Origin of the sequence: Streptomyces sp. NPDC053474, assembly GCF_044544845.1 — a bacterium.
Classification (GTDB): Bacteria; Actinomycetota; Actinomycetes; order Streptomycetales; family Streptomycetaceae; genus Streptomyces.
This window is the reverse complement of the sequence record NZ_JBITXV010000009.1, coordinates 169543-191221: the sequence shown is the minus strand read 5'-3', so window position 1 is coordinate 191221 and position 21679 is coordinate 169543. Positions and strand designations below refer to the sequence as shown.

The 21679-nt window shown below is 68.9% G+C and carries 22 protein-coding genes and 3 pseudogenes; 19 read left to right on the top strand and 6 right to left on the bottom strand.

The genetic code is table 11. The features are described 5' to 3' along the window. Positions 1-5: 5 nt before the first annotated feature. A complete protein-coding gene (locus ACIG3E_RS22600; protein ID WP_399619241.1) occupies positions 6-944 on the top strand; it encodes a hypothetical protein in 939 nt (312 codons plus the stop codon). 101 nt (positions 945-1045) lie between these two features. After that, positions 1046-1294: pseudogene (locus tag ACIG3E_RS22595) on the top strand (transposase); the annotation flags it as partial. An 85-nt stretch (positions 1295-1379) separates the two neighbouring features. On the opposite strand, the pseudogene ACIG3E_RS22590 reads toward ACIG3E_RS22595, so the two are convergent. Beyond that, a pseudogene (locus tag ACIG3E_RS22590) lies at positions 1380-1628 on the bottom strand (transposase); the annotation flags it as partial. Further along, entirely contained in the window at positions 1556-2053 is a 498-nt protein-coding gene (locus ACIG3E_RS22585; protein ID WP_399619239.1) for a MerR family transcriptional regulator, read from the bottom strand. The pseudogene ACIG3E_RS22590 and the gene ACIG3E_RS22585, both read right to left, overlap by 73 nt. A gap of 267 nt (positions 2054-2320) precedes the next feature. Here ACIG3E_RS22585 and ACIG3E_RS22580 point away from each other — a divergent pair, with 267 nt between their 5' ends. The 16 genes and pseudogenes from ACIG3E_RS22580 to ACIG3E_RS22505 all read left to right on the top strand — a co-directional run bounded on the left by ACIG3E_RS22580 (position 2321) and on the right by ACIG3E_RS22505 (position 17685). Further along, positions 2321-3388 (top strand): fatty acid desaturase family protein, encoded by a 1068-nt coding sequence (locus ACIG3E_RS22580; protein ID WP_399619236.1) that lies wholly within the window; start codon positions 2321-2323, stop codon positions 3386-3388. Continuing rightward, entirely contained in the window at positions 3385-4410 is a 1026-nt protein-coding gene (locus ACIG3E_RS22575) for a beta-ketoacyl-ACP synthase III (RefSeq protein ID WP_399619234.1), read from the top strand. Before ACIG3E_RS22580 ends, ACIG3E_RS22575 begins: the two co-directional genes overlap by 4 nt. Before the next feature lie 206 nt (positions 4411-4616). Continuing rightward, positions 4617-5606, top strand: coding sequence for a bifunctional lysylphosphatidylglycerol flippase/synthetase MprF (locus ACIG3E_RS22570; protein WP_399619231.1), 990 nt, complete (start codon positions 4617-4619; stop codon positions 5604-5606). A 75-nt stretch (positions 5607-5681) separates the two neighbouring features. Beyond that, complete coding sequence (locus ACIG3E_RS22565) at positions 5682-6641, top strand: VlmB-like protein (protein WP_399619230.1); 960 nt, start codon at positions 5682-5684, stop codon at positions 6639-6641. Positions 6642-6685: 44 nt separating this feature from the next. Further along, the gene (locus ACIG3E_RS22560; RefSeq protein WP_399619228.1) at positions 6686-7525 is read left to right on the top strand and encodes an alpha/beta fold hydrolase; all 840 of its coding nucleotides are present in this window, start codon (positions 6686-6688) and stop codon (positions 7523-7525) included. Continuing rightward, entirely contained in the window at positions 7522-9345 is a 1824-nt protein-coding gene (locus tag ACIG3E_RS22555) for an acyl-CoA dehydrogenase (protein ID WP_399619226.1), read from the top strand. Before ACIG3E_RS22560 ends, ACIG3E_RS22555 begins: the two co-directional genes overlap by 4 nt. A 65-nt stretch (positions 9346-9410) precedes the next feature. Beyond that, positions 9411-11057 (top strand): aldehyde dehydrogenase family protein, encoded by a 1647-nt coding sequence (locus ACIG3E_RS22550; RefSeq protein ID WP_399619224.1) that lies wholly within the window; start codon positions 9411-9413, stop codon positions 11055-11057. An 87-nt stretch (positions 11058-11144) separates the two neighbouring features. Then, on the top strand, positions 11145-12275 hold the full coding sequence (locus tag ACIG3E_RS22545) for an acyl-CoA dehydrogenase (protein WP_399619222.1): 1131 nt from the start codon (positions 11145-11147) through the stop codon (positions 12273-12275). Positions 12276-12290: 15 nt separating this feature from the next. After that, the gene (locus ACIG3E_RS22540; RefSeq protein ID WP_399619220.1) at positions 12291-13631 is read left to right on the top strand and encodes an aspartate aminotransferase family protein; all 1341 of its coding nucleotides are present in this window, start codon (positions 12291-12293) and stop codon (positions 13629-13631) included. Further along, positions 13624-14115: a type II toxin-antitoxin system RatA family toxin gene (locus ACIG3E_RS22535; protein WP_399619218.1), complete on the top strand. Its 492-nt coding sequence runs from the start codon at positions 13624-13626 to the stop codon at positions 14113-14115. The genes ACIG3E_RS22540 and ACIG3E_RS22535 overlap by 8 nt, the downstream gene beginning before the upstream one ends. Next, a complete protein-coding gene (locus ACIG3E_RS22530; protein WP_399619216.1) occupies positions 14115-14600 on the top strand; it encodes a hypothetical protein in 486 nt (161 codons plus the stop codon). The genes ACIG3E_RS22535 and ACIG3E_RS22530 overlap by 1 nt, the downstream gene beginning before the upstream one ends. Beyond that, positions 14597-15199, top strand: coding sequence for a flavin reductase family protein (locus ACIG3E_RS22525; protein ID WP_399619214.1), 603 nt, complete (start codon positions 14597-14599; stop codon positions 15197-15199). Before ACIG3E_RS22530 ends, ACIG3E_RS22525 begins: the two co-directional genes overlap by 4 nt. A gap of 32 nt (positions 15200-15231) precedes the next feature. After that, positions 15232-15723, top strand: coding sequence for a peroxiredoxin (locus ACIG3E_RS22520; RefSeq protein ID WP_399619212.1), 492 nt, complete (start codon positions 15232-15234; stop codon positions 15721-15723). A 61-nt stretch (positions 15724-15784) separates the two neighbouring features. Next, a complete protein-coding gene (locus ACIG3E_RS22515; protein ID WP_399619210.1) occupies positions 15785-16759 on the top strand; it encodes a diiron oxygenase in 975 nt (324 codons plus the stop codon). After that, a pseudogene (locus ACIG3E_RS22510) lies at positions 16690-16884 on the top strand (protein-L-isoaspartate(D-aspartate) O-methyltransferase); the annotation flags it as partial. The gene ACIG3E_RS22515 and the pseudogene ACIG3E_RS22510, both read left to right, overlap by 70 nt. A gap of 369 nt (positions 16885-17253) precedes the next feature. Continuing rightward, positions 17254-17685 (top strand): hypothetical protein, encoded by a 432-nt coding sequence (locus ACIG3E_RS22505; RefSeq protein ID WP_399619207.1) that lies wholly within the window; start codon positions 17254-17256, stop codon positions 17683-17685. Between the two features lie 49 nt (positions 17686-17734). Here ACIG3E_RS22505 and ACIG3E_RS22500 read toward each other — a convergent pair whose 3' ends face one another. Then, a complete protein-coding gene (locus tag ACIG3E_RS22500) occupies positions 17735-18376 on the bottom strand; it encodes an HD domain-containing protein (protein WP_399619204.1) in 642 nt (213 codons plus the stop codon). A 102-nt stretch (positions 18377-18478) separates the two neighbouring features. On the opposite strand from ACIG3E_RS22500, the gene ACIG3E_RS22495 reads away from it, so the two are divergent. Further along, entirely contained in the window at positions 18479-19447 is a 969-nt protein-coding gene (locus ACIG3E_RS22495; RefSeq protein ID WP_399619202.1) for a GlxA family transcriptional regulator, read from the top strand. On the opposite strand, the gene ACIG3E_RS22490 is transcribed toward ACIG3E_RS22495, so the two are convergent. The 3 genes from ACIG3E_RS22490 to ACIG3E_RS22480 all read right to left on the bottom strand — a co-directional run bounded on the left by ACIG3E_RS22490 (position 19437) and on the right by ACIG3E_RS22480 (position 21653). Then, positions 19437-19763 carry a YkvA family protein gene (locus ACIG3E_RS22490; RefSeq protein ID WP_399619199.1) on the bottom strand — a complete coding sequence of 109 codons (327 nt, stop codon included), beginning with the start codon at positions 19761-19763 and terminating at the stop codon, positions 19437-19439. The two genes, ACIG3E_RS22495 and ACIG3E_RS22490, sit on opposite strands and share 11 nt — an antisense overlap. Before the next feature lie 73 nt (positions 19764-19836). Further along, positions 19837-20337: a hypothetical protein gene (locus tag ACIG3E_RS22485; RefSeq protein WP_399619196.1), complete on the bottom strand. Its 501-nt coding sequence runs from the start codon at positions 20335-20337 to the stop codon at positions 19837-19839. A gap of 77 nt (positions 20338-20414) precedes the next feature. Further along, positions 20415-21653, bottom strand: coding sequence for an MFS transporter (locus tag ACIG3E_RS22480; protein WP_399619193.1), 1239 nt, complete (start codon positions 21651-21653; stop codon positions 20415-20417). Positions 21654-21679 lie beyond the last annotated feature (26 nt).

Sequence of the window (21679 nt, the reverse complement as noted above, 5' to 3'; positions counted from 1 at the left end):
CTGTCGTGCAGGCGATCGAGTCGAGAATCACCTCCCTGGCCATGCTGGATGACAGCATGGGCTCAGGACGTCTTCTCCACAGAGCGGCGAGCGAGATCTCCATGATCTCCCATCTGCTGGCCCGGGACAGGGCCTCTGACCCGCCGAGCACCAGGGCTCTGCAGACCCTCGCAGCGTATGCGGCCGCCGCAGGGGCATGGATGTCCTTCGACGCGGGTCGGCACTCCGTCGCGGACTCCTACTACCGCTTCGGCCTGAGGGCCACTGCCAGCGCCAACTTCGGCTATCTGCAGGCATATCTGCAGACCATGCTCGCCATGCAGCTCTGTGAGCTAGGCCAGACCTCAGAGGTCGCTACCTTGCTGCGGGCCGCCGAGGTTGCTGCGCGCCCCGGAGGAGCCGCCCGCGTCACAGCGCTGAGGCAGGCGGCCCATGCCCTCGTCCAGGCGCACCGGGGTGATCCCTTTGCCTGTCTGCGCGCCCTGGACGACGCGCGCACCACCCTGCAGTCAGAAGCGGAAGTCGACCCAGTGGTTCTCACCTATTGGGTCACTGATGCCTGGATCGAGATCTGCGCAGGCACAGCGTTGCTGCGGCTGGGACAGCCTCGCGAGGCGATCAACCACTTCCGCCTACTGGACTCTGGGGGTTTCCCGGTTCACCAGTATCCGCGCGATGCCGCCATCTATTTCAGCCGAGCAGCAACAGCGCAGCTGGGGGCGGGGCATGTCGATGCGGCTGTGACCTACGCCCATCGAGCGCTGGATCTGCTGGAAGGGATCTGCTCCGCCCGTGCAACCGAAGCGGTCACGCGCGTGGGTCGTGCGTTGTCACGAGGACAACAATCTGTGACCGTCCGGGAGTTCACCGTCCGCCTTCGCGAGCAGAGCAGTCCACCGCGTCTTGCTGACGGCTCACGCAGCGAAGGCAGCCCCGAGGGCTGAGAGCGGTTAGCTGGGCCCGCTGGATCTTCACGCCCGGCCAGAGCCCTGTAGAGGTTGTCCCGTAATTGGTGTGGCAGTTGAAGCGTTGTTTGTTCACGGGTGGGGTGATCCTCGACCACCTCGCGCCGTTGCTGGCGATCTCACCGGGCCGCCGCACACGGGAAGGCACCGTGTACATCGTCGACGGCACCCTGGTGCCTGCCCGGGACCGGAGCATCGCAGCCTCGAGCAAGAACCATCGCTACGCGACGAACCTCCAGGTGGTCATCGACGCCAACAGCCGCCTGGTCGTGGCGATCGGTGACCCGCTGCCCGGCAGCCGTAACGACTGCCGGACCTTCAGCGAGTCCGCAGTGGACCGGTCGTGCCGCGGTGTCCCGGCAGAGCTGGGATCGCAGTCGTGCGTGCCTAGAGTTGTCCCGTATGCGAGCTGAGTTATCCGCTGAGGGCCATGTTGTGCAGGTGTGCAATGCCGAGCATGGCCAGGTGAACGCCGTTTCCCTTGAGGGGGCAGTCCCGCAGGACTTTCCAGGTCTTCAGACGGGCCAGGGCGTGCTCAACACGCGCCCTGGCCCGACGGTGGACCGCGGTCTCGGCCTGCTGTTGCAGACTCAGATGCTCCTGACCTCGCCGTTTACGGTGCGGGATGAGTAGTGCAGTGCCCTGGTAGCCGCCGTCGGCGAGCCCCGCACCGGCGTGCCGTCGGTGGCCAGCGGACCTGCTTGCACCGCTACAACGGCATCCGCTCGTCGGGACTGGCCCGACCGCGCCTGAGGTTTCCCGCTGGCCAGGGTCAGCAGTGAGGCGAGTTCCGCGTCCTGCGCGAGGAGCGCGATGACGTCGGCGATGCCGCGCAGAGCATGGCCGCTCCGTCGCAGGGTGCAGATGACGCGCAGGCGGGCGACGTGTTCGTCGCTGTACCACGCGACGCGTCCCTGCCGGCTTGGCGATGGAACGAGTCCGAGCTGACGGTAGTAGCGCAGCGTCCGCACCGTGATATCCACGGCCGCAGCGGCCCCGGCCGCGCTGTATGTGCGTGCGCGGGGCTGCACGGCTTGACCGCCGCCGTCCCACCGTGTCCGGGTGGCCACGCTGCTGTCTCGTGTCATGGCCTTCCTCGCCGTCGGTGAGGGTGCGGAGTTCACTGTCCATGTATCGGCGGCGATAGGAAGTGATGGCACGCCGGAATCCCGGGAGGCTATCACCGCCGGGTCGTTCAGCGATGAAAACTGTGGCGGAAGCACTCCGAAGCACGGGAAAGCATTCCGAAGCACGGGGAGATGGGCTGGACGAAGATATTGGCGGACACCTAGATTCATTCACCGACAGCGCAACGCTCCCACCCGTCATATCCGGGGACAAACAGAGGAAGCGGCATGACATCGGTTGACGCCTCACCTCCTTCCACACCGCAGAGCACGGCTGGCGGAGGCACACATAACGAGCTCACCGAGCTGGTGAAGGCAGCAGGGCTGCTCGACAGGAGTTGGACCTACTTCAGACTGAAGATCGCCTTCACTTTCCTTGCCCTTGCTGCCGGCTGGACTGCCTTCGCGTGGGCAGGCAATACATGGTGGCAGCTGGCAGTGGCGGTCTACCTGGCCTTCTGGTTCGGCCAGACCGGCCTGGTCATGCACGACATCGGGCACCGCCAGGTATGGCGGACCCGGGGCCGGACCCAGGCCATGGGTTATTTCCACGCCAATCTTCTGGTCGGCATCAGTTTCGGCTGGTGGGTGGGACACCACACGCGCCACCATAATCACCCCAACCACCTCACCTTAGATCCCGATGTCGTCCGGCGACGGGTCATCTTTCACCCCAGCCAGAGCAAAAGCCGCAGCGGCAAGTTCGCCCGTTTCGTCATCCGGCATCAGTCATGGCTGCTGTACGTTCTTCCCCTCATGGACTGGTTTCGTGTCCACCTCTCGGGGTTCGCGGCCGCCATCGAAGGAAACCTGAAGCAACGCCGCGTGCTCGACCTGACGCTCCTCACTGTCCACTTGGCAGCTTATGGCACAGCCGTTTTCTGTGTGCTTCCGCCGGTCAAGGCGATCGCCTTCATCTTCGTCCACCAGGCATTGTTCAGTCTCTATCTGGGGCTGATCTTCGCTCCGAACCACAAGGGGCTTGCAGTGCGCGACGGCGAGCAGGAGCCCGACTGGCTGCCCCGGCAGGTCCTGACCTCCCGGAATATTCGGCCGGGCATGCTGACGGACTTTCTCTATGGCGGCCTCAATTACCAGATCGAGCACCACCTGTTCCCGGGGATGCCGCGCCCCCACCTGCGCCGCGCTCAGCCCCTGGTCAAGCACTACTGCCTGACACACGGCCTGTCCTACCACGAGGTGTCCCTGGCCACTGCCTATGAGGAGATATCACGCCACCTCGCCGCAGTGACCAGTGAGGTGCGCAGTGCCGAGTTAGGCGGGGGCGAGAGGTGAATACCCGCTACGACCCCTCTGGCGGCCGGACTGCCGTGCTGTGCGGCCTCGGAACGTGGCTGCCGCCCGGGGTGGTCACCAATGACGACCTGGCCCAGCAGCTGAACACCTCCGACGAGTGGATCCGTGTGCGCACCGGGATACGGCAACGGCACATCGCCGACCCGTCCATGGCGACCTCGGATCTCGCGGTCGAAGCAGCGGCACGTGCACTGCAATCGGCCGACACATCGTCAGTGGACGCTGTCATCCTGGCCACCACCACACCCGACCACATCTGCCCCGCCACAGCTCCTCTGGTGGCTTCCCGGCTGGGCCTGGCAGCTGCCGCCGCCTTCGACGTCGCGGCCGTGTGCACGGGTTTCCTGTACGCCCTGGCTGCGGCGACCGGGCTCATCTCGGCGGGTCTGGCCGACTCAGCCCTGGTCATCGGTGCCGAAACCTATTCGGCCATCCTCGATCCTGAGGACCGCTCCACTCGAGCGATCTTCGGGGACGGAGCCGGCGCCGTGGTCCTGCGGGCAGGCGTTGCCGGTGAGGACGGTGCGCTGGGACCGTTCGACCTCGGAAGCGACGGCAGCAGTGCCGACTTGATCATGGTGCCTTCAGGCGGGTCGCGGCAGCCCTTCTCCCCCCGCGCGCCGCAGACCAGCGACCCCTACTTCCGTATGCAGGGCACTGCGGTCTTCCGCACCGCAGCCGAAGCGATGGCCAGCTCCGCGCGGACCGTTCTCGACCGGACCGGCTGGCCCGACAGCCAGCCGGACCTGCTTGTGGCTCACCAGGCCAACTTGCGCATCGTGAATGCCGTCGCCGACCGGCTGCGTCTGCCGCGTGAGCGCTGTGCGGTCAACATCGACCGTGTCGGAAACACCGCGGGTGCCTCCCTTCCGCTCGCCCTGGCGCACGCTGTTGACGCAGGCCAGCTGCGGCCAGGCACACGCGTGCTGTTGACGGCCTTCGGCGGCGGTCTCACCTGGGGATCGTGCGCACTGCGTTGGCCTCGCATCACCCCCGGCTGACCCCCCGCCCTCTCGTGGCACCGTCCACCACCTGCAGTGAAGGAACCTGAGATGAACCCGGTAGGCAACCGGATGGCCGACTTCCTGGCCCAGTGGATCGGCCTCGAGCCCTCCAGCACCACCCCGCACAGGCCTCCCCCTGAGCCCGCAGCGGCACAGCCCCAGCCCTCCGCTTCCTCCAACGCACTGGCCTCAGGGGACGCCCGGTGACAGCCCCAAGCACCCGTGATCCGCGCGCACTTCTGCGTGACTGCGCCGATCACCCCAGCGCCTTCCTGGCAATGAACCACGGCACCCGCCACCACCTAGGCGTCCGCGCCCCCGGGGTCATCGCCTACCGCATGCGCGGCCGTCGAGCGGTCCAACTGGGCGGCCCCTTCGCCGCACCAGAGCACCGCGGCACGCTCCTGGACGAATTCCGCGACGCCCTGCCCCGGCCTGGTCGGCCGCTGACCGTCGCCCAGCTCCGCGCGGACGACGTGAGCCTCTACGAGGCGCGCGGCTTCACGGTCAACCAGTTCGGCAGTACCTACGCAATCGACCTGCAGTGCTTCACCGTGCGCGGCAAGGCCCTCGCCAAGATCCGTCAGAACACGTCGCGAGCCCGCCGCGAGGGCGTGACGGTCGAGGAGGCTTCAGTGGACTCCGCCACCACGGTGATGCTGGATGCCATCGACATGGCCTGGCTGCGTGACAAGGGCCGCCACGTCAAGAAACTCGATTTTCTGGTCGGCGAACGCGGCGGGGCGGGCGAGCGCTACCGGCGCACGTTCCTTGCGCGGCACCACGGCAAGGTCGTCGCCTACCTCACCTACTCCCCGGCCTACGGACGCCGGCCAGGTTGGCTCTACGACCTCACCCGCCGGGCCCCTGACGCTCCCGTGGGCACCGTGGAGCTGCTCAACCTCACGGCGCTGCTCCGCTTCCAGGACGAGGGTGCCCCTTGGCTGCACCTGGGCCTGACGCCCCTGGCAGGACTGGACCCCCGGCACGAGCCGTCCAGTTCCAGCCGCGTCCTCAACTCCGCCATCACCACGCTGGCCAAGCGGGGACAGGCGTTGTACCCGGCACGGACGCAGGAAGCATTCAAGCTGAAGTGGGCCCCTCATGTGATCGAGCCCGAGTACCTCGCCTTTGAGGGCGGCGCGTCGGTGCCGTCCGTATGGAATCTCCTGCGGATCACCCGTGCCGTATGACCGCTGTTGGCGCTTGATCCACCACCGCCCGGCTGTCTGTGCAGTCGGTCCCCATCTAGCGAAGGAGGATGGCGGATGACCACCGCTGCCCCATCCGAAGTTGACCTCGACAGTGCTCCCGGCGTGCTGGAGGGGGCTCGCACCATCGAGCTCACCGCGGAACAGTGCGATCTGCCGTACTGGCTTGAGCACGTCGCCGGCGGCATGCTGCGCACGCTGCGTGAGGATGACCGGTACGACCTCGCACCGACACGCACACTCCTGACTCCCGGTGCGCTGCGCGAAGCGCTGGTGACCGAGTTCTCCTTCCGGCATCTCGCGGAGGAGAAGGCGGCCAGGGCGCTGGGAGAGCTCGTCGCGCGCGCTCCCGACACCGCGAGCCTGGAGTTCTTCTCCACCCAGCTGGTGGACGAGGCACGCCATGCCCGCGCCTTCCGGGAACACCTGCTGCGCCTGGGTATCGACGGCCCTGACGTGGCGGCCACCATCGAGCGCGTGGCACGCGCCGACAGCGAGGCCATCCTCGATCCGCTCGAGCGGTTCGCCCTGGACGTCGTCCGCGGCGAGGGTGACTTCTACGGCGGTGTCGTCACCCTGACCGTCCTGGTGGAGGGCGTCCTCGCGCCTGCTGCCGAGCTCAGCGAGCGCAAGTGGCGGCCCTGGGACCCCGCGGCGGCACTCGTCGAACGCGCAGCGAACATCGACGAGATCCGGCATCTGGCCGTGGGCAGCGCCATCGTGCGCCGCCACGTCGCGGACAACCCCGCTGAGCGCAAGCGCCTGGCGGAACTCGTCGCCACGGGCCGCGCACTGTGGGAGGGCCTGCCCATGGTCGACATGCTGCTGCGGCGCGAGCTGCTCTTCCAGGAGGGCCTGAGCGAACACGCCGCGCTGATCGGGGATTACGAGGTATGGCCGGGGCGTCGGCTCGTGGACACCGATCCGCAGGAGCGCCTGGAGACAGCGCAGCGCTGGTCGCACGAGACCCAGCAGGCACGGCTGAAATACATGCTGCTCGCGGACGGCTCCCGGTGAGTGCTCCGAAGCGGCCTTCGCACAGCCCGCCCGAGCCGGTGCGCGTGGCCCTGGACCACAGCGGAGTACGCCTTGCCGGCTTCGCCTATCAGCCCGCAGGACCGCCCCGGGCCACGCTGGTCCTCTTCCCAGCCCTGGGGGTGCCGGCTTCGTACTACGCCGCGTTCTGCCGTGGGTTGGGTGAGCACGGCCTCGCGGTGCTTGCGGTGGACCTGCGCGGCCAAGGCGACAGCGGCCCCCCGGCCGGGCGCACCACCCGCTATGGCTACCACGACCTCGCCTCGCGTGACTGGCCGGCGGCGGTGGCGGCCGCGCGCCGCCGTTTCGGTGCCCTGCCGGTGTGCACCCTGGGCCACAGCATCGGCGGTCAGATCTCCCTCCTGCATGCGTCGTTGGCACCCGAGACGGTCAGCGGCGTCGCCCTGGTGGCGGCAGGCTCTGTCGATCACCGAGGATTTCGCGGCTCCCGCCGCCTCGCCGTGCTCGCGGGAACCCAGTGCGTGGCGGCGGCCGCCTCCGTGTGGGGGTACTGGCCGGGGCACCGGCTGGGCTTTGGAGGCCGCCAGTCGGCTCGGCTGATGCGCGACTGGGCTCGTCTGGGCCGCACGGGACGGTTCGCGCCATCCGGTGCGGACGTGAACTACGAACAGCTTCTGGCCCGGGTGACGTCACCGGTCCTTGCCCTGTCCGTGGAAGGGGACCGCCTCGCCCCGCCCACAGCGGTGGACCGGTTGTGCGAGAAGGCGCCCGGCGCACGCCTGAGGCGCAGCCATTACGCCCCGCCCGACGGCAGCTCACTGGACCACTTCCGGTGGACGCGTCATGGCGTAGCGATCGCAGCGCAGGTCCGCGCATGGATGGAGACGGATGTGATCCGACCGTGAACCACCCGCACCCGATGACCACGTCCGCTGTGACGGCCCTGCGCGGCCTCATCCGCGACAAGGGCTACGACCTCCACCGTGAACAGCTGCGCCGCATCTTCTCCGCGGACATCTTTCACCGCTCCGCGCAGGTGAGCCCCCACGAGCGTGCCGCTCTGACCTATCAGCGGATGCGGCACATCAGCGACGGGCTGGCAGCGCGAGGTCCGCTGGTGGAGGACCGGACCCGTCTGCGGGCTGTCCTTGAGTGGTCGGCTCTCGCGGACCCGCCTTTGTTCTACGCGATGTTCCTGCACCACTTCGCGACCGTGGGGGCGGTGCTCGACTTCGGCCGGGAACGTGATGACCTCGAAGGCCCCCTGGCGGAGCTGGCATCGTTGCGCTCCATCGGGGCGTTGTGCATGACCGAGGCGGGACGCGGCAACAGCAACATCGCCGTGCGCACTCAGGCGGTCTACGACCCAGCCAGCCGCCAGTTCGTGCTCAGCACCCCCGATGCGGCGGCAGTGAAGTTCCCCTCGAATGTCGGGGTCGACGGCCTCAGCAGGCTCTGCATCGTCACCGCGCAGCTGATCGTCGGCGGGAAGGAGCGCGGTCAGTTCTGCTTCCTCGTCCGTCTGCGCAACGAAGTGGGACCGGCTGCGGGAGTGCGGATCGTCCCCAAATCCCCCACGCAGCCCCTGGCGCTGGACTGTGCGAGCGTGTCCTTCGACGCCGTCCGCCTTCCGTTCAGCAGCTGGCTGAGCGACTCCGCGTCGCTGAGCGAAAGCGGCGAGTTCCACGATCCGCTCGAGCAGGATCAGCGTGTGCGCCGCACGGTGAGCATCATGCGGTTTTCCTGGGAGTCCGCGATCACGGCACTGGCCGGCATCACCCGGGCGAGCGCGTCGCTGGCCGTGCAGCACGCTCACCGGCGCCGCACCAGCGGGCCGATGGCAGCCGATCTTCCGGTGATCCGGTACCGCAATCAGCAGCGGGCCCTGTTCAGCGCGCTGGCGGGCGGGTATGTGGCGGGTTTCATCGCCAAGAACCTGCCTGCGGTTCCCCTCACAGCGCAGCATGACGAAGGGGCTCTGCGCCAGACCTACCTGATGAAGGTGCTGGTCGACCGCCTCGCTGAACGCGTCACGGCGCGCAGCCGCACGGCTTGCGGAGCGCACGGCTTCTACGGTGAGAACCGGTTCCTGGACTACCAGGTGCTCGCGCACTCCTTCAACGCGGCGGCGGCCGACAACCAGATCCTGCTGCTCGACGCCGCCTATGCCCTGCTCGTCGGAGGCGACTACACGCCACCGGTCGACGATGTTGTGTCGGCGGTCGGCCGGAGCCTGACCGAGCCGGCCCTGTGGAGCGCGCTGGCCCGGTCCCGCGAGCGCCGCCTGTTCGAAGCGCTGACGAGCTCCCTGACTGAGGTGCCGGGGCATGAGGGAGATCTCTTCGCGTTCTGGAACAGCCGTCTGGCTCCGGCGGAGGAGCTGGCTGAGGCGCATGCGGCGCGGCTGGCAGCGGAGTCGGTACAGGCGTCGGTGGAGTCGGTGACCGATCCGGACCTGCGGCGCTGTCTGCAGCAGTTGTGTGCGATCCACTTCCTTGAGGAGATCGCCGTTCATGACGGCTGGTACCTCAGCGAGGGCCTTTTGAGCGCGCAGGAGGTGCGGCACATCCCCGCTCTCCTGGACGAGTTGTGCCAGCAGGTCGCTCCGCACGCACTCGGCCTCTGCGAGGCGTTGGACGTGCCCTTCGAGGCTGTGGGTGCGCCGATGAGCCGCCCGGATCATGCCTACGCCGATGCGCTCCAGCCGTTCGGTTCGCCGCTCTAGTCCACTCGGTGTCACAGGACAGAACCCTCAACCACACGCCTATAAATACACAGGAGTGAACAGTCATGTCTGCAAACCCGCAGCGCACACCATTGGCGGGAACGGGCGGAGATTTCCCGTCCCCGGTGGTGTCGTACCCGTCCCACGTCGGCGGGCAGGATGTGCCGGGGGACCGGTGGGTCTATGTGCTGGATTCGGCCGCTCTCATGGACGACGTGTTCGGCAGCCTGACGCTCAAGCGGAAGCTGGAACGGGGCGAGGAGATCCCCGATGTGCTGCCTGCTAGCGTGGTGGGGCGCGTGGCCCGGGCTGACCGGGACACGGTGCAACAGTCCCTGGAGGCCGCCTCTGATGCGGCGGCGCAGTGGGCGCGATTCCCCCTGGAGGTCCGTCTCGACGAGATGGGCGCGCTGCTGCACCGCAGCATCGCGGACCACGCCGCGGACATCGTCGACGTGCTGGTCCAGGAGGGCCACCCTCTCGCTCTGGCCCGCTGGCAGGTCTCCGGCATGCTCCACGGCGTCTCACCCGAAACCATCAGCTTCTACCGTTCACAGATGGTCCAGGAATACCCCCACGGCTCCCGGCGCCTGCTCGTGCGGCGCTGCGCGGACGGTGTCGTCTGCCTCAATCCCCCCCACAACGCGCCCCTGTCCAGCGCCATGCTGGGCGCCACCTCCCTGATGGCGGGCAATGCCCTGGTGGTGCGGGCACCGCGCAGCGCCCCGCTGGGCGTGATGTTTGCGATGCGGGAGGTGGTACGGCCGGTCCTGGACAAGCTCGGCGCCCCGCCCGGCACACTCAACGTCGTGTGCGGGGAACCGGCGCCCATGCTGGATGCCTGGCTGAAGAGTCCCCTGGTCAACGACGTGCTCTACTTCGGCGACAGCGACCGGGGCCTGGATTTTCAAAACCGGTGCGTTCAGGCTGGCAAGAAGCCGATCCTCGAACTGGCGGGCAATGACGCCGTGGTGGTGTGGAAGGACGCCGATCTTGAACTTGCCGCCGAGGCTCTGACGGAGAGCTTCTTCGGCTCGGGCCAGCTGTGCATGGTGCCCAACCAGGTACTGGTCCATCCTGCCGTCGCCGACGAGCTGCTGCACACCCTGGTCCGCCACATCGGTCACATCCGGCCCGGTCTGGCGTGCGAGGAAGATGTGCTGCTCTCTCCGGTGCTGCGCAACGAGAAGTTCTTCGACTGCCTCGCTGACGCCAAGGGCAAGGGTGCGGAAGTGGTGTGCGGCGGGCATGCCATGCAGGCGGATGAGACGCGGGACGCGGCGGGCATGTTCCTGGAACCGACCGTGGTGCTGGTCCGCGGACTTGACCGGGCCCGCGAGGTGCAGGCGGTGCGTCACGAGACCTTCTTCCCGCTCCTGCCGGTCATCGTGCCCGACCCGGCCCCCGACTCCGTGCTGCTGGAGCAGTTCACGGCATTCGTCAACAGCAACGCTTACGGCCTGCGCAACTCGGTATGGGCGCAGGACCCCGACGTGGTCGCCCACTTCGTCGAGGAGATCCGCCAGGGCGGCCTTCTTAAGGTCAACGACTCGCACCTGGGTTTCTTGCCTTTCCTGCCCTCGCACGGAGGCACGGGCCTGACCGGCGGTGTCTTCGGCGAAGCCAACTACCCCATTCTGCGGACCTCCCATCTGCAGGGCGTCAGCATCGCCAACGGGATCCGGCCGCGCGCCGCGGTCTTCGGCACCTAGCAGGCCGAGCGGCAAGGGCATCCCAGCCGACCCGCCTGCCCCCCTGTGCCCCACCCCCTGGTCAATGTAAGGAAGTGAGGATCTGACATGCGTCCCCTCGATGATGCCCGGCAGACATGCGAGACGTTTCTGCCCGGTCTGCTCAAGGAACTGGGCACCGTGCCCCTGACCTTGCTGGAGTCCAGTGACAGTCCAGCCATCGACGCCTTCCGTCGGCACAACGGGCCGGCCCTCGTCATCCCCAAGCAGTACGGCGGCCTGGGAGCCGATCCGCTGCAGGCACTTGCCACCACCCGCGCTCTGGCCTGCGCGGCCCCTTCACTGGCGGTGGGGACCACCATGCACCACTTCTCCGCCGCCACCCTGTTCAACCTCGCCGACAGCGATCCGGGCGGCTTGTCGTCCCTCTTCGTCCAGACGGTGGCCGAGGAACATCTACTGATCGCCTCCGGCTTCTCCGAGGGCAACCCCGGCCAGGGCATCTTCAGCCCCACCATGAAGGCCAAGCCGTGCGAGGGCGGCTACGTCCTGAACGGGACGAAGAAGCCGTGCAGCCTGTCCCGCTCGATGGACATGCTGACCGCGAGCGTGGCCATACCCCGCGACGACGGCGGCCGCGACCTGGCGGTGGCGCTCATCCCCCGTGACAGCGAGGGTCTGAGTGTTCACCCCTTCTGGTCCAGTTGGGCCCTCGCGGGCGCGGAGAGCGACGAAGTGCGCGTCACCGACGTCTTCGTCCAGGACGAACTCCTGGTCCGCACGGAACTGGAGGAGGAGCGCCTCAGCTCACTGCAGGCCGTCGGCCTGATCTGGTTCGAGCTGCTCATCAGCGCCTCCTACCTGGGCATCGCCAGTGCGCTGGCCGAACGCGTCTGGCAGGGCGAGCGCGGCGGGGCAGCCGAGCGGGCCCAGCTGTTCGCCCGCCTGGAGTCAGCCACGATCCTCCTGGAATCGGTGGCACGCATGGTCATCGCCGGTGAAGCCGACGACGCAGCACTCACCAAGAGCCTGATCGCCCGCTACACCGTCCAGGACATCCTCGGCGAAACCAGTCGCAAGGCCGCCGAACTGCTGGGCGGCATGGCCTTCATCAAGTCCCCCGACGTGGCGTACCTGACCGCGGCCTGCACGGCGCTGTCCTTCCACCCTCCCTCCCGCAGCGCGTTCACCGAGCCCCTGCTCGACTACGTCGCCAAGCGCCCTGTCGGGCTGTCGTAAAAAGGAGCCGTCCCCATGTCACCCGACGAGTCCGCCCCCACCAGCAGCCCCGACATCCCGTCGACCCTGCACGCGTACCGTGCCGCCCTCTCCCCCGAACCGCTCACACATCTGTATCGGACCCGGCTCAGCAGCGGCCGTGCGATGCTGGGCGAACTCTTCGGCGGCCACATCGAGGTGGCATCCCAGGGCGCCTGGGTCACCACGAGCAGCGGACGGCGCTTCTTGAACTGCGGCGGCTACGGCGTGTTCCTGACCGGAGCACGCCACCCCACAGTCATGCGCTACGTGACCGAACAGCTCCACACCCACCCTGTCGCCACCCGCCTCTTCCTGGAACCGCACGCAGCGCTGGCCGCGGACGCCCTGGTCTCGGTCGCCCCCGCAGGCATGGAACGCGTGCACTTCGCCGGCTCCGGCACCGAAGCCGTCGAAGCCGCCATCAAGATGGCCCGCCTGAACGGCAAGACCCAGCTCATCGCCATGGAAAACGGCTACCACGGCAAAACCATGGGCGCGCTCAGCCTCACCGGCCGACCCGTCTTCCAGGACCCCTTCCGCCCACTGCTGCCCGCCGTCACCCACGTGCCCTACGCCGACGCCCCCGCCCTTGAGCGCGCCCTGGCCGCAACAGGAGACGGACAGGCGTGCGTCTTCGTCGAACCCGTGCAGGGTGAGGCAGGGGTCATCATCCCCCCGGCCGGCTATCTCAGCGCGGTCGAGGAACTGTGCCGGCGCTACAACGCGTTCCTGGTCCTCGACGAGATCCAGACGGGTCTGGGCCGACTGGGCGAGTGGTGGGGAGCGGACACCGAAGTCGTCCGCCCCGACGCGCTGCTGGTCGGCAAAGTCCTCAGTGGCGCCGTCGTCCCCGTCTCCGCCGTGATCGCCACACCCGAGGCCTTCGCCCCCCTGGACCGCGACCCCTACCTGCACACCTCGACGTTCTCCGGCGCTCCCCTGGCCATGGCCGCCGTACGCGGCGCCATCGCGGCCATCAAGGAAGACGACCTCGTCGAACGCGCCTGCACCATCGGCGCCGGACTCCTCGACGAGTTGCGCCACATCGTCAGCGGCCACTTCGGCAGCGCCGTCGCGGAGGTCCGCGGCCGCGGTCTGCTGCTGGGCATCGAGTTCACCGACCCGGCCCTGGTGGGCGATCTGCTCGTGGAGCTGACAGCCCACGGCGTCATCGCCAACCACTCACTGAACTCCCAAACCGTCCTGCGCCTCACCCCGCCGGCCGTCCTCACCCAGGACGACCTCGACTTCCTGTACACCTCGATGGACCGCGCGTGCTGCGCCCTGGCCCACCGCTACAACCCCCGCACCGAAGGGAACCCGTCCTATGCGTAGCGTGCACCTTGCCGTCCGCGTCCCTGCCCTCACTCCTGAAGCGGCCTTCAGCCGCGTCCAGGATTTCGAGCGCTACCCAGGCTTGGCCGACGCGGTCCTCCATGTCAGCGTCTGCGGCACGTCAGGCGTCACCAGCCGATCCACGTGGGAAGTGGCTTTCCGTAACGGGGTGCTGCGCTGGACCGAAGCCGACGAGACTGACCCCCAGGCGCTGACCATCGCCTTCCGCCAGGCAGAGGGGGACTTCGCCGAGTTCAGCGGCAGCTGGAGCGTGGCCGCCGACGCCGACGGCTGTGCCGTCACCTTCGACTGCACCTTCGACTTCGGTATCCCCAGTCTGGCCGGGGTCCTTGAGCCGATCGCCGAGCGCGTCCTGAAAGAGACGATCCTCCAGATCCTGCACGGCCTGTTCGGCCCCGTCCTATCCGTCAAGGACGAGGCGCCCGGTGCGCCGACGCTGTCCAGCCTCGCGGGACAGCACTGATGGACACCCGCAATCTGTTCGAGACACGTACCACCTACAGGCTCCTGCGGCTGGAGTACGGCCTGGGACTCATCGTCACCGCCGCAGCCTTCATCGACCACATCAGCGAAGTCCGCTGGATCCCCGCCGTCGTCCTGTTCGCCTACATCGACGTCATCGGCTACCTGCCCGGCCTCATCACCTATCACCGCACACCCGGTCGGCATGTCCCCAAGGTGTACTACGTCCTCTACAACACCATGCACAGCCTGGCCGTCCAAGGGCTGGTCGTGCTGGCCTGGATATGGTGGCTGGGCTTCGAATGGGCCCTCCTCGTGGTGCCCCTGCATTTGTTCGGCGACCGCGCCCTGCTCGGGAATTTCCTCAAACCCTTCGCGGTCAGTTTCGAGCCGGAGGCCCACCCCGCCTACACGGGGCTGCGCAAGGCACTCGAAACCTACTCGAAAGCCACAGGAAAGCACCGGCAGCCGGAGGTAGCCGCATGAGCGCCCCCATCGGCCCCGCCTGGTCGGCGGAGGCCCGCGCCACGCCCCGGACACCCCTCACCTCCCACTTCACCTCGGGCGTAGCCGTACTCAGCCACGGTGATCTCAAACGGCCGCGCGGAGTCACTGTCAGCACCGTGACGCTCGCCTCCGTCACCCCGCCCCTGGTCTCCGTCGCGCTGCGCCGTACCAGCAGGGCCTTGGCGGAGCTGCTTGATGCCCGCACCTTCGTCGTCAACCACCTGTCGGCCGACCAGTCCAGCCTGGCCAGGCATTTCGCCCGGCGCGACAGAAACGCACTGGACAGCTTCCCCGGCGCCAGCACGGTGTGGGGCGGACGCTCAGCCGGCGGCACCCCGCTACTGAGCGCCGCAGCAAGCTGGCTGGACTGCCAGGTCGAGCGGAGCCTCCCGGTCGGCGACCACATCCTGCTCCTGGCCCGCGTTCTTGACGCAGCCGTCGGCACGGGCAAACCGCTCCTGCACTGCGCCGGCCAGCTCCTGGCCCCGCTGTGCGATCCCCCTGCCAGTCCTCCGCTCACCCGCCCGGCCGTCAGCTCTGCCACCGGAGACGCACGGCATAACGCCTCTGCGACGTGACGCTTTCCCCCTCCTCGACACTAGGGACCACAGTGCCCAAGGACGCCTCCTCGCACCCGCCAGCACCGGACTTCACCCTGCCCGGCGGGCGCCTCGTGAACGGCCATTTCGAGCGGCAGACCTACTCGCTGTCCGCACACCGCGGCCGACCTCTGGTTCTGGCCTTCTATCCCGGCGACAACACCCCCGTTTGCACACGCCAGATGTGTTCCTACACCCACCACCTCGAGCAGTTCGCGGCTCTGGACGCCGAGGTATGGGGTATCAGCCCGCAGGATGTCGACAGCCACGAGAATTTCGCGCGCAGCAAGAAGATCACGCTGCCGCTCCTTGCCGACACCGACCGGGCAGTCGCCCGCTCCTTCGGTGTCGCTGCCCCTCTCGTCGGCGTGCGCCGCTCCGTATTCGTGATCGATGCCGCCGGAAGTCTCAGCTGGCAGCACACCGCACTCCTCGGGGCCACCTTTCAGCCTGTCGCCGCGCTCGTGACACAGCTTTCCCTGCTCAAGACCCGATCACGCTGACCGGGAGCGCGCCCCGCACCCAGCAGTGTCCTACACCTGTACCTTCGGAGGCAGCGACGTCATGCATGCACAGCGGAACACCACCTCGCACCGCAACCGGCCCGTCCTTGAACGCGACCGCGAAACCACCGCGCGGCGGCTCCTGGTCGCCTCCGCGCGGCACTCGTCCGACCCCGACACCGAACTCGACTGGACAGCCCCGTTCGAGGACAGCAAATGGTACGTCGCACCTGAGCTGATCTCGCTCTACAAAACCCCCCTGTGGGAGCGGATGAGCGAAGAGCAGCGCATGGAGCTCTCCCGCCACGAACGGGCCTCGATCACCTGCTCGGGCATCTGGTTCGAACAGATCCTCATGCACCTGCTGCTACGGCACCTCGACGGCTTCCCCTGTACCAGCGATCATGTCCGGTACGCATACACCGAGATCGCCGACGAATGCCGCCATTCCATGATGTTCGGCCGCCTGGTCCGCAAACTCGAAACGCCCGTCTACGGAGCCGGCCCGCGCGACCGCGCACAGGGGTGGCTCCTCAAAACCCTCGCCACCAGTCCCGCCGCACTGGCCGCCGCCCTGCTCGTCGAGGAACTCCTGGACTGGCTGGAGCGCAAGACCGCCGAAGATGAGCGGGTACAGCCTCTCGTGCGGAACGTGATACGCATCCACATCATCGAAGAAGCCCGCCACGTCCGGTACGCGCGCGAAGAGCTGCGCCGTCAGATGCGACAGGCAACAGCCGCCGAACGCGCCTACGTTCAGTTTCTCACCGGGCAGATGGCACGCGTGGTCGCCCGGACACTGATCAGCCCCTCCGTCTACAACGCCGTCGGCCTGGACCCGCGTACCGCTGTCAAGGAAGCCCGTCGCTGCCCCCACCGCCAAGACGTCCTCCACAGCGCCATGAAACGGCTCATCACCTTCTTCGAAGAGGTCGGCGTCATCCACAACCCGGCGGCCCGCAGCCTGTGGTACAGCTCGGGCTTGATGCCACGGCCCGGGGCGCGTGTGAAAGTCGGATCGTCCGCCGCTCTGTAGCAAGTCAGAGACGGGGCCCTGCCCGAAGGTACGACCGGCTCACCTCCACCATCGCCGTGCATCGGCTCCCGCAGGCCTGGGTCGACCAGGTCCGCCCTGGCGGCGGGATGGTGACCCCGCTCGACAGCGCCTTCCAGTGCGACGGCCTCGCCCGCCTCACTGTCGACGGGCACGGGCGACGGGCTCCTTCGTCGGGGCGGCGTCGAGGAACCAGCAGTAGTTCGCCGACCCCAGGTGCAGGGCGGCAGCCCGTTTGGCCACAGGTTGGCAGTTCCTGATCGCTGCGTTTCACCGTGGGAGCCGTCACGCCGGTACGCGGCTCGCACGCGGCCCCGGTCGTGAGAGCGCCGAGGCGCTTCAGGCATCGGCGGCGGGGGTGAGTAGGGTGATCATTGGTACTGCCGTGACGGTGGCCAGCACCATGGGCTGGACCGGCGGCACCGGCTCGTAGGGAAGACGGCGGCGTGCGGACGCCGCCACCAAGGGGGATGTGGATGCGCAAGATCACGGCTGCGATGGCACTGGGCCTGTCCGTCATGCTGCTGTCGGGCTGCGGCAAGAGCGACTCGAAGCCCGGTGACAGCAAGGGTTCGGGGCAGCAGAGCAGCGGCAGGACACAGCCGGAGAAGGGCAAGGAGAAGGCGCCCGAGGCCACCGGTGTCGACGGGACGTGGAAGCCCATCAACAAGAGTCCGATCGCCACGATGACGATCAGCGGGAACAAGGTCACCACCACGGGCAAACTCGCCTGTCCCGGGACGCTCAAGCCCGGCAAGAAGAAGTCAGCCATCGCCCTGGACTGCACGTCGAAGGACCCGGAGCGCTCGCGCGGCACCTTGGAGCTCGCCAAGGACGGCAGCCACATCTACATCGAGTGGGACGGCGCCGCCTGGGGCGGCATGATCGACTCGCTGCGCCGGGCCTGAGCCCGGGGGTTCGCGCCGCCTCCTGGCCGCGCGGGCCGCCGTCCGGAGACTACTCGGGCCAGTCGGACTGCTTGATGACCTCGACGAAGTCGCCGCGCCGGAAGCCGGGGACGTAGTGGGCGAGCACGTCGGCCTTGACGTTGCCGAAGGTGGTCTCCGGGCGGTCCTTGATGCCTTCGGTGAACGCGGCCAGGATCCGGTTCTTGAAGTCCGGGCGGGGGTGGGCGGCGACTATGGCCGTGCGCTGCTCGTCGGTGAGCGTGTGGTAGCCGAGGCCCAGGACGTCGAGTTCCACACCGCGGGTGACCAGGGCGACTTCGGGAGCCATGTGCAGCGGGATCTCCGGTGTGGTGTGCAGGGCGATCGCCGTCCAGACGCGGTCGGCCGCCTCGGCGGCGAGCCCGTGAGCGGTCAGGAACCGGCGGGCCTCGTCGGCGCCGTCAATCTCGAAGCGCTGATCGGTACGCCGAAAGCGCTCGGTCAGCCCGAGGTCGTGGAACATCGCCCCCACGTAGAGGAGTTCCGGGTCGAAGGCAAGCCCCTGCTCCCGGCCGCGCAGCGCCCCGAACAGGAACACGCGCCGGGAGTGGTCGAACAGCAGCGGCGGGGCGGCCTCACGGACCAGCTCCGTCGCCCCGCGCGCCAGGGCGCTGTCCGGGATCCGCACACCCGCGATCTCTTGCCTCGTCATGACTGCCTCTCCTGATGTCCGGGTCGGTGATCTCCTCCAGATTCGCCGGATGCCCTACCCTGGCGCCATGTCCTCAGTGCCCTGTGAACCACAGATTCAGACATGACCCCCCGCGTGGGCTTCGTGGTGTTCGACGGGGTGACCCTGCTCGACGTCAGCGGTCCTCTGGAGGTCCTGCACCAGGCGTCCCGGCTCGGGCACGCCTACGCGCCGGTGCTGATCTCCCCGCACGGCGGCGACGTCACGACGGCCTCCGGGCCGACGCTGGCCGCCACCATCCCGGTGGCCGACGCCGGGCCCCTCGACACCGTCGTGGTCGCCGGAGCCGACCACCTCGCCGAACCGGGCCCCGAGGACGAACTCCTCGCGGCCGTACGCATGCTCGCCGCCCGGACGGCACGGATCGCCTCCGTGTGCAGCGGCGCCTTCGTCCTGGCCGCCCTCGGGCTGCTCGACGGGCGCAGGGCCACCACCCACTGGCGCCACGCGGCCACCCTCGCCCGCCGCCACCCCCGGGTGCGCGTCGAGCCGGACTCCCTGCACGTGACGGACGGTCCGTACGTCACCTCCGCGGGGATCAGCGCGGGGATCGACCTGGCCCTCGCCCTCGTGGAGGACGACCACGGGGCGGACGCGGCCCGGGCGATCGCCCGTGAGCTGGTCGTGTTCGTGCAGCGCCCGGGCGGGCAGTCGCAGTTCTCCACCGCGCTGGCGACCCCGCCCGCGCGCAGCGAGACGCTGCGCTCGCTGACCGCCTCCGTGCTGGCCGACCCGGCCGCCGAGCACAGCCTGCCCGTCATGGCCGCGTCCGCCGCCGTGAGCACGCGGCACCTGACCCGGCTGTTCCGGAGCGAGCTGCGGACCACTCCCGCCCGCTGGGTCGAACGCGTCCGCCTCGACCGCGCCCAGCAGCTCCTCCTCGATGGGCACAGCATCACCTCGGCGGCACGCCACAGCGGCCTCGGCAGTGACGAGACGCTCCGCCGCGCCTTCGCCCGTCACCTGGGCACGACACCGACCGAGTACCGCAGGCGCTTCACCAGCGCGCGCCGCGCCGACGTCACCGGCTGACGTCCGCACGGCCGTGGCCGTCGGGGGCGGCGGGGCCCTCCCGGCGCCGCGCCACCGCGTTCAGGGAGCGCAGGGCCAGCAGCAGGACGCCGATGTCGTCCAGGTAGACGGGGTCCGGGACCAGGTCCACCGGGGAGATCACGTAGAGCACGGCGCCCCAGAAGACCGCCTTGTGCTCCATCGGGACGCCCGCTTCGCGCAATCGGCGCCGGGTGCGCAGGAGCCGCACGAACAGTACGAGTGCGATGGCTGCCGCCGCCACGAGCACGACCGCCACGAGCACGAGCAGGGCCACTGGCCAGTGGTGAGCACTCATGGGTCGCCTCCGCCTGTCCGGCCCTGCCTCCTGTGGCGCGGGCCGCGTGTCGCACGACGGGTACCCCGACGGCTCACGACCCACGCGAGGGGGCGGGCAGATGGCGGTGCAGCCAGGGAGCCGTGGTGAGGACGGACAGGCCGAAGGCGAGCAGCAGGAGGACGTCGGCCGTGCCCGCGCCGAGGGTGCTGTGCCGCACCCCGTACACCGCGTACAGGTTGGACGCCAGGTCGGCGAGCATCGTGAGGCAGGTGAGGTACAGGCCGTCCCGGCGGGCCTTGAGAAGCAGGACGCCGGAGAGGGAGTCGAGGAGGATCAGCGAGTTCCAGAAGGTGTTGAGCCACATCGGCGCCCAGGCGCGGGAGCGGAAGCCCCCCAGGGCGAACCCGACGACGTGCACGCATGCGCCGTACAGCATGACGGCGCCGATGACGACGGCCACGGCGCGCGGCGCGGGAGGCAGGGCACGCAGCCCCCGGGGCGGGCGCGGCGGACCTGGGGGACACGGCGCGCGGCGGCGCGCCGGGGAGCTGTCCCCGGCGCGCCGCCGCGCCTCGTCGCTTCGCTGGTCCACCTGCGGTGGCTCCTCCTCCTGTCGCTGCCCGACGGCCGGTCGCCGTCGGGCAGACACGTGTCGTCCCTGCTCCCCCGTCACACGGGGTCGGCCTCGCGGACCGGCTCGCGCGCGGGGTCGATGGGTGGGGCCGGGGCCGTCCACCGCTGCTCCTGACGCGTGAAGAGGTATCCGGCCGCCGTGAGGACGACCGCCGCCATCACCACGAGCATCACCTTGAAGTTCACCACAGCGATGAGAGCGGCGCCGCAGGCCATGGCCAGCATCTGCGGCAGGGTCATCATGAGGCTGAACCCGGAGTAGACCCGGCCGACGAGTTCGGGCGCGGTGTGGCGCAGGCCGACCGTGGTCAGGCCGACCACGAGCCACGGCATGCTCGCGCCGCACAGGACCATCCCGGCGCTGACCGCGGCGACCGCAGGGACGGTCTGCAGCAGCGCCCCGGCCGAGAAGGCCACCATGCCGAGGGCGACCAGTCGGCCCTCGCCGACGCGCCGCCCGATGCGGGCCGCCGTGAGCCCGGCCGCGATGGCTCCGGCGCCCTGCCCGGCGAGCAGCACGCCGAGGAAGGACGGGGGCCGTCCGAGGCCGTCGTCGACGACGGCGAGTCCGACCGTCTCGGCCAGGCCCATGGCGACCATCGTCAGCGCGGACGCGATGGTGAGCTGGCGCAGCACGACCGTCCGCGCGAGGTGCCGTACACCTTCGGTGATCTCCCGCCGCCAGCTGTCGCCGCTGCGCCGCGGAGTGACCTCCCGGTGCCGGACCGCCGTCAGGAAGGCGACGGCGGCCAGCATCAGCGCGATGTTGACTCCCACCACGGCGTGCGCGCCGAGTGCCGCGTACAGGCCCGCGCCGGCGAGCGGGGAGATCAGGCGCAGGCCCTGCTTGACCGTCTGTGTCAGCGCGTTGGCGTCGGCGAGCTGGTCCTCGGGCACGAGCACGCGCAGGAAGGCCGCCTGCGCCGGGTCCACGAAGCTGTACGAGAGGCCGTAGAGCAGCATCACCACGTAGATGAGCCAGACCTGCCCGCTGTCCTGGACCAGGAGCAGCGAGGCCACCACGGCGCCCGTACCGAGGTACAGGCCCATGAGGAGCGGACGTCTGCGGTGCCGGTCGGCGGTCATGCCGCCGACCGGTGCGCAGAGCGTGCCCACGATGACCAGGAAGAAGGTGAACGCGGCGGCGGAGTTGCTGCCGGTCAGCTCCTTGACCCAGATGCCCGCCACGAGCCAGAGCATCGTGTCGCCGAGGATCGCGCAGAGCTGTCCCAGGATGAACCACCGGACAGTTCGGTCGGCCAGCAGCCGTCCCATGCGTTGTGCTTCCCTTCTTGGGGGTG

What these genes read in the sequence shown, in the direction of transcription:
- ACIG3E_RS22550 (WP_399619224.1), top strand. Translation starts at nt 9,411, where the DNA reads ATGTCTGCAAACCCGCAGCGCACACCATTGGCGGGAACGGGCGGAGAT.
- ACIG3E_RS22480 (WP_399619193.1), bottom strand. Translation starts at nt 21,653, where the DNA reads ATGGGACGGCTGCTGGCCGACCGAACTGTCCGGTGGTTCATCCTGGGA.
- ACIG3E_RS22580 (WP_399619236.1), top strand. Translation starts at nt 2,321, where the DNA reads ATGACATCGGTTGACGCCTCACCTCCTTCCACACCGCAGAGCACGGCT.
- ACIG3E_RS22585 (WP_399619239.1), bottom strand. Translation starts at nt 2,053, where the DNA reads ATGACACGAGACAGCAGCGTGGCCACCCGGACACGGTGGGACGGCGGC.
- ACIG3E_RS22535 (WP_399619218.1), top strand. Translation starts at nt 13,624, where the DNA reads ATGCGTAGCGTGCACCTTGCCGTCCGCGTCCCTGCCCTCACTCCTGAA.
- ACIG3E_RS22565 (WP_399619230.1), top strand. Translation starts at nt 5,682, where the DNA reads ATGACCACCGCTGCCCCATCCGAAGTTGACCTCGACAGTGCTCCCGGC.
- ACIG3E_RS22500 (WP_399619204.1), bottom strand. Translation starts at nt 18,376, where the DNA reads ATGACGAGGCAAGAGATCGCGGGTGTGCGGATCCCGGACAGCGCCCTG.
- ACIG3E_RS22525 (WP_399619214.1), top strand. Translation starts at nt 14,597, where the DNA reads ATGAGCGCCCCCATCGGCCCCGCCTGGTCGGCGGAGGCCCGCGCCACG.
- ACIG3E_RS22530 (WP_399619216.1), top strand. Translation starts at nt 14,115, where the DNA reads ATGGACACCCGCAATCTGTTCGAGACACGTACCACCTACAGGCTCCTG.
- ACIG3E_RS22490 (WP_399619199.1), bottom strand. Translation starts at nt 19,763, where the DNA reads ATGAGTGCTCACCACTGGCCAGTGGCCCTGCTCGTGCTCGTGGCGGTC.
- ACIG3E_RS22505 (WP_399619207.1), top strand. Translation starts at nt 17,254, where the DNA reads ATGCGCAAGATCACGGCTGCGATGGCACTGGGCCTGTCCGTCATGCTG.
- ACIG3E_RS22540 (WP_399619220.1), top strand. Translation starts at nt 12,291, where the DNA reads ATGTCACCCGACGAGTCCGCCCCCACCAGCAGCCCCGACATCCCGTCG.
- ACIG3E_RS22495 (WP_399619202.1), top strand. Translation starts at nt 18,479, where the DNA reads ATGACCCCCCGCGTGGGCTTCGTGGTGTTCGACGGGGTGACCCTGCTC.
- ACIG3E_RS22515 (WP_399619210.1), top strand. Translation starts at nt 15,785, where the DNA reads ATGCATGCACAGCGGAACACCACCTCGCACCGCAACCGGCCCGTCCTT.
- ACIG3E_RS22545 (WP_399619222.1), top strand. Translation starts at nt 11,145, where the DNA reads ATGCGTCCCCTCGATGATGCCCGGCAGACATGCGAGACGTTTCTGCCC.